The organism is Pedobacter sp. PACM 27299, assembly GCF_001412655.1.
Lineage (GTDB): Bacteria > Bacteroidota > Bacteroidia > Sphingobacteriales > Sphingobacteriaceae > Pedobacter.
In genome coordinates this window covers 3,096,678-3,109,218 of the sequence record NZ_CP012996.1, presented here as the reverse complement: position 1 = coordinate 3,109,218, position 12,541 = coordinate 3,096,678, and the positions used below count along the sequence as shown (strand labels likewise).

Here is a 12,541-nt window from a genome sequence, read left to right as displayed (position 1 = left end):
TAGGCAAAGAAGTTTATCATAAAATTGTAAAGACGGTATTCTGTAAGGAAATCAGGACGCTAAAATTCTATATTTGGCACCGTATGTTCATCAAACTGTTTCATTTCTTATCGCTGTTCGCCTACCTGAACATTATTGCTTATGAAGCAGGAGATGCTTCTGTTAAGCAATATTCCTTTGCTGGCGACTCTTTACTTGAAATTGTACTTGACGATCTCCTGGACATTCCAATGCACAATTATGAAGATGGCATTGAAATTCCAAATGAGAACTACCGTCTTTTCCAAACCGGGATTTACATCCTTCCAGCCATCCTGATCCTTTTTTCTTTCTTTCTCTTTAAGCAGACTGGAAAAATCATCAAGATTACCCACCCTTTCTACAAAACGAAAAGTACCTGTTTACCAAGTTATTACACCCATCTTTTTAGATTAAAGCCATTCTAAGCAAAATCCACATTTAGTATTTCTAATTGAAAATCAGACCGTTGATGCCATTGTCCGACCTAAAGTCTGGGCCTTGTCCTCTTTTTGTCTGCGTCCAATCCATTAAAAAATACTAATGCCTTTCTGGCAAGGGTTTTAAGCGCCATGCAGCCTTAAAATCAATTATTTACCTGCATTTCTATTTTTTTTAACCACTCATATCACGGGGCACATTGACGCGTCCTTAAAAATCATTATGACCATGAAAGTTAAGTATTTAGCTTATTTCCCAATTTTAGCTGCCGTTACCATTTCCGGCTGTACTTCAAAGAGCCAGGAGCCTCTTGCTGCAGACCAGGCCAAAACCGTCCCTGTCGCTGCTGTCAGCGTATTAGACACCCTGATTTTTAAAGAATACATTGCCGATATCCAGGCTGCAAAGAACGTAGAGGTAAGGTCCAGATTATCTGGATTCCTGGAAAAGATCTATGTAGAAGAAGGTTCAGCGGTTAAAGCCGGACAAATCCTCTTCAAAATCAATGATGAGGAATACAAAGCGGATTTGAGTAAAGCCGAAGCGGTATTGAACAATGCCATCGCAGATGCAAAAACTGTAGATTTAGAACAAGAAAGAACTAAGGTTTTGGTGCAGAGTAATATTGTTTCCAAAACAGAACTTGATTTAGGCGCTGCTAAGCTGAAAGCTGCAGAATCACGTGTGGCCGAAGCCAGATCCGTATTGCGTTACGCAAAATCAAGACTTTCTCATACCCTGATCAAATCTCCTTTCACAGGAAGGATTGACAGAATGCCTTTAAAAGCAGGAAGTTTATTGGAGGAAGGTTCCCTCCTGACCTCTGTATCTGATTTAAGCACGGTAAACGTGTATTTTTCGATCACAGAGAAGGAATACCTGAATATTGCCAGCGACATTGCTTACTCAAAAAACAACTTCAAAAAGCAGGTTAAGCTGACCTTAGCGAATGGCGTCGTTTATCCTTTTGAAGGGATGGCAAGATTTGCCGAAAGTGAATTTGCGAGTCAGACTGGCTCTTTATCGCTGAAAGCGAGCTTTCCAAATGCAGAGGGACTGTTAAAACATGGTGCTTCCGGTAAAATCAGTGTCCCGGTAGAAACAGGAGAAATATTGGCGGTTCACCAAAAGTCTGTGTTTGAGATTCAGGACCGGACTTATGTTTATGTGCTGAATGCGAATAACACCATAAAAATGACACCATTTGAAGCTGGACAGCGTATTGGACATTATTATATGGTGAACTCCGGGCTAAAAAAATCAGACAAGATAGTCTATGAAGGTACTCAAAGCCTGCGCGATGGTCTGACGGTTAAACCAATGGACATCAAAACAAACCCTATCGCTAAAAACTAAATCCTGCGCATAAATCATAACAGATCATGTTTGAACAATTTATAAAACGACCGGTATTATCGCTGGTTATTTCTCTATTTATCACCCTGTTGGGTTTACTGGCGCTATTTACCCTGCCGGTTACCCAATTCCCGGACATCGTTCCGCCCTCCGTAGTGGTGACGGCCAATTATACCGGTGCAAATGCCGAAGTAAGTACCAATGCTGTTGCGATTCCTTTGGAGCGCGCCATCAATGGTGTAGCCGGAATGACCTACATGAGTTCTGTGTCTACCAATAACGGAACTACCCTGATCCAGGTTTTCTTTAAAGTGGGCACCGACCCTGACATTGCCGCGGTTAACGTGCAGAACAGGGTGACTACTGTGCTCGATGAATTGCCTGAAGAGGTAATCAAAGCCGGAGTAACGACTGAAAAGGAAGTGAACAGCATGCTGATGTATTTAAACATATACAGCGACGATAAAACTGCAGATGAGCGCTTTATCTACAACTTTACTGATATCAATATCTTAAAAGAATTGAAACGAATAGAAGGTGTTGGTTTTGCGCAGATCATGGGCTTAAGGGATTATGCCATGCGTGTATGGCTAAAACCAGATCGTCTTGCGGCTTACAACATCTCTTCTGATGATGTCATTGCCGCTTTAAGAAAGCAAAATGTGGAAGCAGCTCCGGGTCAAACGGGAATTGGTTCAGATAAATCCATCAATATGCAGCAATATGTATTGCGTTATCCGGGTAAGTTTTCGGAAGCTGAAGAATACAAAAACATTCCAATCAGGGCAAACGCAGATGGTTCTATCATCCGGATTAAAGACGTCGCAGATGTTGAGTTTGGTTCACTCGACTATGAGATGGTCTCTAAGACGGATGGCAGGCCTTCTGCTTCTATCATGCTCAAACAATTGCCGGGATCAAACGCACAGGAAGTCATCAAAAATGTAAAAGAGCGAATGGCTGCTTTACAGGAAAACTCTTTCCCTCCAGGGATGAAATACACCATGGGTTACGACGTCTCCAGATTCCTTGATGCCTCAATATCAAGCGTATTGATCACCTTACTTGAAGCATTCATCCTGGTATTCATTGTGGTATTTATCTTCTTACAGGATTTCCGTTCCACTTTAATTCCGGCACTGGCGGTTCCTGTTTGTCTGATTGGAGCCTTGTTTTTCATGCAAATGCTGGGCTTCTCCATCAACTTACTGACCCTGTTTGCACTCGTCCTGGCGATTGGTATTGTGGTAGATAACGCCATTGTAGTGGTGGAAGCCGTGTATTCCAAAATGGAAGAAGAACACCTGCAGCCGATGGAAGCCACTATTGCGGCGATGAAAGAAGTGGGTAAACCGGTAGTCGCGATCACTCTGGTGATGTCGGCGGTATTTATCCCGGTCGCTTTTCTTTCCGGTCCGGTAGGTATTTTTTACCGACAATTCTCCTTAACACTGGCTTCTGCCATTATCATTTCCGGAATCAATGCCTTGACCTTAACCCCTGCACTATGTGCGATCATTTTGCGTTCTCCCCATGATAAACCAGCTGCTAAAGGCTGGATGGCGAGGTTCTTTGCGGGCTTTAACAGGGCTTACAACAGAATGGCGGGGTGTTACAAAGGTTTACTGACCAAAATTGCAGGTCGGAGAATCCTGACTTTTGGCTTGCTGATTGCGTTCTTTGTCACCACTTGGGGCATGAGCAGCATTTTGCCTTCCGGATTTATCCCAACAGAGGATCAGGGCATGATCTACGTGAATGTAACCACCCCTCCGGGAGCAACGGTAGACAGAACGGAAAGGGTGCTGAATGAAATTGATGCCATCAGCAGAAAGATGCAGGCCGTAGAAACCGTGTCCACCCTTGCAGGATATAGCCTGGTGAATGAGGTTTCCGGTGCTTCTTATGGCATGGGTATGATCAACCTTGTGGCCTGGAAAGACCGTAAAGAATCCGTAACTGACATGATTGAAAACCTTAAAAAGGCGACTTCACACATCATGGATGCGGATATTGAGTTCTTCCCTCCGCCTACAGTACCTGGCTTTGGAAACTCTTCAGGCTTTGAACTGCGACTGCTGGATAAAACCGGTGCGGACGACCTGAACAGGACTTCCGAAGTGATGAAAAAGTTCATTGAGGACTTGAAGGCGACCCCTGAAATCGGAAATGTATTTACCACTTTCGACGTCAGTTTCCCTCAGTACCTGATTAAAGTAGACCATGATTTAGCCGCTAAAAAAGGCATTAGTGTGGAGAATGCCATGAACACCCTTCAAACCTTAATGGGGAGTTATTATGCCACCAACTTTATCCGCTACGGACAAATGTACAAGGTGATGGTGCAAGCCGGGCCTAATTACCGGGAAAAACCAGAAGATGTCTTAAACCTTTTCATCAAGAATGACCAGGGAGAAACCATGCCTTTCTCTACTTTTATTACAATGGAACGCGTTTATGGCCCAGAGCAAATTACGCGTTACAATATGTTCTCTTCGGCAATGCTGAATGGCGATGCAGCTGCTGGTTTCAGCAGCGGGCAGGCGATTGATGCTGTAGAGGCAGTGGCAGACAAGCTTCCTGCTGGTTATGAGATTGAATGGTCAGGGATGACAAGGGAACAGATTCTTTCCGGAAATCAGGCTTTATACATCTTCGCACTGTGTTTATTGTTTGTTTACCTGATCCTTGCTGCACAATATGAAAGCTTCCTGCTGCCATTGCCAGTATTGCTTTCTTTGCCGGCAGGTATTTTTGGTGCCTTCCTGTTCTTATGGATGTTCGGATTGGAAAACAATATTTATGCGCAGGTTGCGCTGGTGATGCTCATCGGTTTACTCGGAAAAAATGCGATCCTAATCGTCGAGTACGCCATTATTAAACAAGAACAAGGTATGACTTTCTTAGATGCGGCAATAGAAGGCTCTGTAGCCCGTTTGCGCCCTATTTTGATGACCTCTTTTGCTTTTGCAGCAGGGTTGGTTCCTTTAATGATTGCTACTGGTGCCGGTGCATTAGGCAACCGCTCTATCGGAACAGCCGCTGTGGGCGGGATGATCATCGGTACTGTGGTTGGTGTGATCGTGATCCCGGGACTGTATGTGCTCTTCTCCTCTTTGATGAAAAAGAAAGCTGGAAAGAGTGCTAAAGTGGTAGTCGCCATTGCGACAGTGATGTTGATCAGCAGCTGCTCGATGAAAAAAGACATCCCAGTATACGAACACCGTACATTGCCGGAAAGCTTTCAAACCAGTAAAGACACGACTACCGTGGCCAATACCGGCTGGAAGGAATTCTTTAAAGATGAGCAGCTCATTGCAATCCTGGAAATTGCATTGGCCAACAATACAGATATGAAGCAGACCTTGCACCATATTGAACTGGCGAAAGCAAACTTAAGAATGCGAAAAGGTGCATCATTGCCTAATATAGACCTTGCAATTGAAGGAGGATTAAGGAAATATGGTTTCCACACTGCTGATGGGATTGGCAATTACGACACCAATTTCTCCCCTAATCTGAAACCTGGAGAGCAGGTACCCAACCCGCTTCCCGACTATTTCATAGGGTTCAAAACCTCCTGGGAGTTGGATTTATGGGGTAAACTGAAAAACAAAAAGCAGGCAGCTGTTCACAAGTTCCTAGCTTCTTACGAAGGGCAAAAACTGGTACAGACAGAACTCATCAGCAATGTATCCGCGGCCTATTTTGAATTGCTGGCCCTGGAAGAAGAGCTGGAGATTTTAAGCAGAAATATCCAGCTGCAGCAGAACGGATTGAAACTGATCCAGGTTCAAAAAGAAGCGGGTGTAGCTACCGAATTAGGCGTACAGCAATTCAAAGCGGTGCTTGCCAATTCCAAAGCCAAGGAACAGGAAGTTTTGCAGCAGCAGCGTCTGATGCAAAATCATTTAAACTTCCTAACGGGCAAATTTGAATCAAATATTATACTAAAAAAGAATGGTTTAGAAGAATTCAATTCCAGCAGCACTTTAGCAGAAGGCACACCCTTACAAATGATTGCTTTGAGGCCCGACATCAGACAAGCGGGACTGGAATTGATTGCATCGCAGAAAGAAATCAAGGCCGCAAGCGCAGCATTCTTACCTGCAATTGTACTCGCTCCTCAGATCGGATTGCAGTCTTTTGACCTGGGTAAGTTGTTTCAACCACAAACTGCACTGGCCTATGGATTAATGGGTGGAATAACTGCACCTATTTTCAATCAGCACCGGATAAGAGCAGAATATGAGAGCTATAAAGCAACTTATGGGATAGCATTCCAGAATTATGAGAAAATCGTCCTGAAGGCTTATAATGAAGTGCAGGATGCAGTGAAATCACAGGCTTTCATTAAAGCAAAAAGAGAATACCTCTCTGAAGAAGTGAAAGCGTTATATGCTTCCGTAAAAGCAGCGAATGCGTTGTTTTTAGCAGGAAGGGTGACCTATCTGGACATCATTACCACACAAAGAAATGTTTTGGAGGCAGAAATCAATGAAGTTCTTGCGAAGAAACAAGAAGTATTGAACCGGATTTCTATTTACAGAGCCCTGGGTGGCGGTTGGAAATAAATCTGATCAACAAGCCCTGATCTTATAAATCAGGGCTTGTTTCTTTTTTGCTGATTGCTCAACTTGTTCAATTGAGCTGATTCAGCTCATCTATTTTCAGTTTTATGGTATCAGACGACCTGATCAGTTCCAGAAATTTTAGGGGTTCATGCAACTGGTGACTAAAGAAAACCCCTTTCTTTGGAGTTGATTTCATCATCGTTTCCAGGTGTAACACCGTGCTGAAGGCGGTGAGGTGTGCTTGTCCCTGTGTATCCTGCAGGGCGATTTTCCGGATTACCTTTCCATCGTCTACCACTACCTCAAATAACGTTTGATCTCCTTTTCCATTGGCACTAAAAATCAGCCTCCTCATGGATAACGAAAGTACATCGAACAATTTGACTCTTTGAAAAGCACCCAGCAACCAGGTAATAAATTTAGAATTGTACGTCATTTTTACCTGCACTGTAGGCACTCCTTCTACTTTATGAAGGATGTATAAGTCGGGTGTATCAAAATTATATGCCTGTCTCTTTCCTATTCCAAATGAATAATGATACTTTTCAGCATTCAGAAAGTGCTTGAGCCAGACCAGCTTATTTTGCACATATCCTTTAAAGGGGGTTGCTACATGCTCTGCCATGAAATGCGCTGAACTGACACCAGCCAGGTCATTCACAGAATAATAAACAAACAGTTTGATAGATTTGATACTTTTTTTATCCGGCACAGCGAGAAAAGCCAGGCTGCTCACCAAGCCGCCCATCCAACCGGAGCTGAAAACAATCTGACTATTCATTGCTTTGTTTTTTGTCGACAACAAGGCCTTTTCCAGGTCGGGAGTAGGCTTTGTGATGTCGATATAATCTATCCCATTGTCCATGCAGTATTGTAAGATATGGTTAGATTGGTCGTTAGCACACAATACGACAAAATGGATGTTCTTTTCTTTAATGGAGGAAAAGGTTTGAGGATTATTGACATCTAATTGCAGGGCATTTGGCAAGGAAGCGCTGAGGTTACGGCTTCCTATGAAGAGCTGTGCTGCTGGATTTCTTTCTTTGATCAGTTCCACAATTTTGCTTCCAACCAGCCCTTTTCCACCTACTACGAGGATATTATTCTTTACGCTTTGCATATTTAAATGATAAATTTATATCGCAAAGTTGTTTGAAAAGACCAGGCTTCCAGCAGACAAATGTCCTAAAAGCTTCCAGCGCAAGATATACGAAGCGTAGTTTTTCAATAATCGTCAGCAGCACTAAAACTGATCAACAACTATTACTTGTAAATGAAAATCCAGGGCATAAAAAAACTGCAAATGAATGGCCTGGAAAAGCAGGTTCATTTGCAGCATAAGACAGCATCCTTCAAGAAAGCAACTGTTATTTCTTTAGTCCCATTTCACATTTAAATCATGTTTTTGAGCATAAGCTTTTCCTTTTTCCAGTAATAAGGCAAATTTCTCTTCGAAGGCAGGAACATATTTCTTTTCTATATTCTGAATAATTTGCTGTTTTTGATCTTCTGGACCTTTAGTATCACAAAGTTTCGCATAAGCAGTGTATTCATTTTTATAAACGGGAATTACATATTCATAAATACTCAAAGACAAATCTTTAATTTCTTTGGTATCCTCATTTTCTGGAAGTTCTTTGATGTCTTTCAATACCTTTTCCATGTACAATACATTGTTATTTACATAAGTTACCGCCTCATCCCCTTTTTTCTTTGTCGAAGGCCTGTCTGGATACTCCTTAGTCTGCAATTGGATATGATTTGCGAGTCTATCGGTTCCAAAATCATTAATGGTATTGGTGTTCAGTACTGCTACGCCAAAAAACTTATCAGGTGAAGTGTTCAAGTTACAGGAAACAAAAAAGAAAGCGGTGGCTGCAGTCACCATTACTAACTTAGAAAGTGCTTTTAGGGAAAAAATATTCATGAAGTTCAATTGGAATAGAAAGATTATCTGTTGATCCTGATCAAAGACCAGGCCATATCTACTTAAAAAATGGGATAAAAAGCTATCCTACTCATAACCTGTGGACTTAAATTACCGATATAATTTCCTTTGTCCTGGAAATTCAGAAATACTGGTCAATGAATCTCCCTCATTACTTGTATCTTGTAAAGAATAGGCAATTCCTGTTTTCTTTTTGAAAGCAGGCTGATCGTAAAAAGAGTATAAATCATGAGTAAACTGAAGCTATTATTGACCTGGTTGTTTGGCCTTTTTATGCTGGGTGCCGGCATCAATCATCTCATCAAACCGGCATTTTACAACCCATTTATTCCAGAATGGATGCCTGCTCTGGCTGTGAATTACCTTGTTGGATGTTTTGAGGCTGCTATTGGCCTGGGTTTACTCCTGCCAAAGTTCAGAAGAATTGCGGCCATTGCCAATTTGCTGCTGATGATCTTCTTCCTTCCTTTCCACCTCGCTGATGTTTTTAAGGCAAATCCGGCAATAGGTTCCCATTTATTAGCTTACATCCGACTACCAATTCAATTTGTTTTCATTTATTGGGCCTGGTTCATCATTCCAAAGGTAAAATAACCTGCTGATGAGTATAACTTTTCTGATCTTTGTGACGTTAAATAAAAAATCATCATATGAATAAAAGAATATACCTGTCCTGCCTGATCTTATTATCTGTTTGCTTCCATAGTGTGGCGCAGAAGAACCAGTTAAGGAACCAGATCAAGCAAGTAATCGCCCATAAAAAAGCAGATGTAGGTGTTTCCGTTTATGGCATTGAAAGCAAGGATACGCTTAGTGTGAATGGCGACCGACATTACCCGATGCAGAGTGTTTTCAAATTTCACATTGCGATGGCGGTTTTAAATCAGGTGGATAAAGGCAAGTTTAGTTTATCGCAGAAAATCCACATCAAGAAAAGCGATCTTTTACCTGATACCTGGAGCCCTATCCGCGAGGCGCATCCTAATGGCGAAGTAGATTTGCCGCTCTCTGAGATCATCAAATATACCGTTGCAAAAAGCGACAATAACGGCTGCGATATCCTGATGAGGCTTCTTGGCGGCCCTAAGCCGATTAACGACTATATCCACAGCCTTGGCGTTAAAGATGTAGCTATACAGGCAAATGAAGAAGAAATGCATAAGGAATGGAACGTTCAGTTCTCCAATTGGAGCACACCAAAAGCCATTACCCAACTGCTGGTTAAATTCTACACGGAAAACCTGTTGTCAAAAGAGAGTTTCAACTTCCTATGGACTACTATGGTAGAAACGTCTACAGGTGTGAATAGAATCAAGGGGAAGCTTCCAAAAGGAACCATTGTTGGCCATAAAACAGGAACTTCTGACACTAATAAAGCAGGTATCACCGCGGCAATTAACGACATGGGAATTGTTCGTTTGCCTAATGGAAAACATTATGCCATCGCTGTTTTTGTTTGCAATACAAAGGAAAATGAGGCAACCAATGACAAGATCATTTCGGACATTTCGAAACTGGTTTGGGATTACTATACCCATAAATCCAAATAGTTGCAGCGGCTAAAAAGACCTGGGTAATTTTAAAGCTTTAACCAGGTTTTTTGATGTCATCCGGGAATACCTTAGCTTTGTATCCCTCCTTAAAACACGAAGCATGTATCAGAAACTAAGGGAACATATCGAAAAAGTAGTACCCCTTGGGGAGGAAGAGTTTGCTTTTGTATGCAGTCATTTTACCCTAAAAAAGTTCAAAAAACACCAGTTTCTGATTCAGGAAGGTGAAGCCGTAAAGTATAATTATTTCGTCTTGTCCGGATTACTAAAGCTTGTTCATACCGATGATACCGGAAAGCAGCACATTGTTTCTTTTGCGATGGAAGATTGGTGGGAAGGCGATTTCTACGCTTATTATACGCAAAGTCCAGCTACGATGTCGCTCGAATGCATCGAAAATACGGAAGTTTTGTGTCTGACATTGGAGGGCTATAAAAATCTATGTAATGGACTGCAAAAGATGGAACGCTTCTTCCTTCAAAAAGCGAATTTTGGCTTTCTCAGTTCACAGCGCCGCATTATATCCATGATGACGTCTAATTCTAAAGAACGTTATGAGCAGCTGCTCAAACAGTACCCCGCTCTTATTCAGCGTGTACCCAAAAGCCTTCTTGCCGCCTACCTAGGTGTTTCCCGCGAAACTTTAAGCCGTTTATCTCATTAGTGTGATCTACCTCACTTTATAATTGTGAGGTAGATCAACCTCGATTCCTGGTGCTATGCTCAACTTTGTAATTGAAATTAAAAGCAATCATGAAAAGAATAGCCACACTGTTCAGCTTCCTAATCATTGGTACAGTGCCAGCATGGGCGCAGCAAAAACACTTTAATAAAATGGAAAAAAGAATCATTAACCCTTGGGAATGGCAGAATCAGCGCAGTTATGTGCAAGCTGTTGAAGTAAAAAACGTAGAAAGCACACTTTATGTGTCCGGGCAGGCAGCCATTACTGCAGAAGGAATTTCGAGTACTGGAGACATGGAATCTCAGCTTAAGCTGGCTATACAGAATCTGGAGCAGGTGATCGGTAAGGCTGGATATGAATGCAAAGGCATTGTCCGTTTGAACATTTATACCACTTCAACCGCAGATCTTTGGCCGCATTTCGGTATCCTACAAGATTGGATCACTAAAAATGGCATTAAGCAATCCCTGACCTTACTAGAAGTGAAAAGTCTTTTTGAAACTTTAACCGTTGAATTAGAAGCTACCGTAGTGAAATAGCCCCTATTCACTCTTCATGAGCCCTTAAGCTCATGAAGAGTTGTAATTTACATCACGAAACGACGGGTCAATTTAAAGGACCTCATCACCAATACCAACACAGCGCTGATGGCAAAAGTGAAACAGGCAATACTGATAATTTTAACCAATGGATGCAGCGGTGCAGCAATGGCCTCCACCACATCATAGCTCAGTTCTACGAAGACAAAGTGACAAAGGTAAATTCCAAAAGTCAGGGAAGCCAGTTTCGATAGTGCCGCAGAAGAGGCAATATTCATTTTCTGAACGATGACAAATACAGGGAAAGTCATCATAAAGACGTTGATACCGGCAAAATACCATACAATTTCCAGGTTGGCATAATTACCAGGGAAGTGTTTTTGAGTCTCAATGAATCCAAATGAGGTAATTAGGTAACCTACCAAAAACATAGGAATGGTAATGCTCAGCATTTTATTCCAGCTCCAATCCAGAGGATACTTCACTAAATAATAAGCAAGAACCAGATAACCAGTAAATCCCGAGATATAATAAAAAGTACCGTAATCATTCCAGTCGCACACCCCAAAAAGGCCCATATTGCCGTAATTTCCATTGTATCCTAATAATGGTGCCGCCATTTTGATATATGGCAATAGCAAAGCGATTCCCCATACTCCCAGGAAAACCTCGATATCTTTTTTAGTTGCTTGTTTTAACCAGCCACTAAAAACTGGCATAATCAGGTAAAGACCAACCAGCATATACATATACCACAATGGAATGGTGGCGAAGCTAAAGTTGAAAATGAACGTGTATAACTTACCGAAAGTGGCATCAAAAGTATGATTAGCCAGGTTTAGCGCTTTATTTTGAGTACCTGGATTCACAAAATTCAGGTAAACATAGAATAATATAGGTAAGACAATCGACCAGAAAACAAGGGGAATCAGAATTCTGACAATTCGTTTTTTATAGAAATCGGCTAAACTCATATTGATGGGCAGGAGTAAAACGCCAGACATCATCACAAATAAAGGGACACAGGCCCGGACAAAACTTCCGGTAAATACGCCGGTGAGAAAGGACTGCCGATTGGTATCAAACTGCGATACAAAAGGGTCACAACTGTGGGATAACACCACTAAAAAACAAGCAATAATTCGCAATAGATTCACCCATCCCATCTCTCCCTGCACTTTTTTTTCCATATGATATATTTATTAAATTTCTAAAAGAGATCCATCCCAAAAAGACGCTATCCTTCCTCTACGAAATCGTATAAAATGGTAAAATGGTGTCGGTTAGTTTGAATGTTAATGCAAAGTAGCCAAAAGTTCCAACACAAATGAACAATAACGAAAATATTTAACCAAATAGTTCAGTATTCTCATCAAGGGTTCATCCCCTTCTTATCCTGTCTTAATCTCTTTCTTCTTTATTTGTAA

General features: G+C 41.7%; 11 protein-coding genes. 8 read left to right on the top strand and 3 right to left on the bottom strand.

Annotated features, from left to right (window positions below; translation table 11 throughout):
• Positions 1 to 83 precede the first annotated feature (83 nt).
• The 3 genes from AQ505_RS13110 (at position 84) to AQ505_RS13100 (ending at position 6,389) form a co-directional block, all read left to right on the top strand.
• Positions 84 to 446, top strand: a complete 363-nt coding sequence (locus tag AQ505_RS13110) for a hypothetical protein (RefSeq protein WP_062548602.1) — start codon at positions 84 to 86, stop codon at positions 444 to 446.
• A gap of 241 nt (positions 447 to 687) precedes the next feature.
• Positions 688 to 1,815 carry an efflux RND transporter periplasmic adaptor subunit gene (locus tag AQ505_RS13105; protein WP_062551004.1) on the top strand — a complete coding sequence of 376 codons (1,128 nt, stop codon included), beginning with the start codon at positions 688 to 690 and terminating at the stop codon, positions 1,813 to 1,815.
• Between the two features lie 26 nt (positions 1,816 to 1,841).
• On the top strand, positions 1,842 to 6,389 hold the full coding sequence (locus tag AQ505_RS13100) for an efflux RND transporter permease subunit (protein ID WP_062548601.1): 4,548 nt from the start codon (positions 1,842 to 1,844) through the stop codon (positions 6,387 to 6,389).
• A gap of 67 nt (positions 6,390 to 6,456) precedes the next feature.
• Here AQ505_RS13100 and AQ505_RS13095 read toward each other — a convergent pair whose 3' ends face one another.
• Entirely contained in the window at positions 6,457 to 7,509 is a 1,053-nt protein-coding gene (locus tag AQ505_RS13095) for a saccharopine dehydrogenase NADP-binding domain-containing protein (protein WP_062548600.1), read from the bottom strand.
• A 32-nt stretch (positions 7,510 to 7,541) separates the two neighbouring features.
• On the opposite strand from AQ505_RS13095, the gene AQ505_RS13090 reads away from it, so the two are divergent.
• A complete protein-coding gene (locus tag AQ505_RS13090; RefSeq protein ID WP_062548599.1) occupies positions 7,542 to 7,730 on the top strand; it encodes a hypothetical protein in 189 nt (62 codons plus the stop codon).
• A 34-nt stretch (positions 7,731 to 7,764) separates the two neighbouring features.
• Here AQ505_RS13090 and AQ505_RS13085 read toward each other — a convergent pair whose 3' ends face one another.
• Positions 7,765 to 8,316 carry a hypothetical protein gene (locus AQ505_RS13085; protein WP_062548598.1) on the bottom strand — a complete coding sequence of 184 codons (552 nt, stop codon included), beginning with the start codon at positions 8,314 to 8,316 and terminating at the stop codon, positions 7,765 to 7,767.
• 249 nt (positions 8,317 to 8,565) lie between these two features.
• Between AQ505_RS13085 and AQ505_RS13080 the strand changes: the two genes are divergently transcribed.
• From AQ505_RS13080 to AQ505_RS13065, 4 genes are all read left to right on the top strand, one after another.
• Positions 8,566 to 8,931: a DoxX family protein gene (locus tag AQ505_RS13080; protein WP_062548597.1), complete on the top strand. Its 366-nt coding sequence runs from the start codon at positions 8,566 to 8,568 to the stop codon at positions 8,929 to 8,931.
• Positions 8,932 to 8,987: 56 nt separating this feature from the next.
• Positions 8,988 to 9,887: a class A beta-lactamase, subclass A2 gene (bla, locus tag AQ505_RS13075; protein ID WP_062548596.1), complete on the top strand. Its 900-nt coding sequence runs from the start codon at positions 8,988 to 8,990 to the stop codon at positions 9,885 to 9,887.
• A gap of 103 nt (positions 9,888 to 9,990) precedes the next feature.
• Positions 9,991 to 10,554, top strand: coding sequence for a Crp/Fnr family transcriptional regulator (locus AQ505_RS13070; protein WP_062548595.1), 564 nt, complete (start codon positions 9,991 to 9,993; stop codon positions 10,552 to 10,554).
• An 89-nt stretch (positions 10,555 to 10,643) separates the two neighbouring features.
• On the top strand, positions 10,644 to 11,114 hold the full coding sequence (locus tag AQ505_RS13065) for a RidA family protein (protein WP_231634863.1): 471 nt from the start codon (positions 10,644 to 10,646) through the stop codon (positions 11,112 to 11,114).
• 47 nt (positions 11,115 to 11,161) lie between these two features.
• Here the strand turns inward: AQ505_RS13065 and AQ505_RS13060 are convergent, their stop codons facing one another.
• Positions 11,162 to 12,304 (bottom strand): acyltransferase, encoded by a 1,143-nt coding sequence (locus AQ505_RS13060; RefSeq protein WP_062548594.1) that lies wholly within the window; start codon positions 12,302 to 12,304, stop codon positions 11,162 to 11,164.
• Positions 12,305 to 12,541 lie beyond the last annotated feature (237 nt).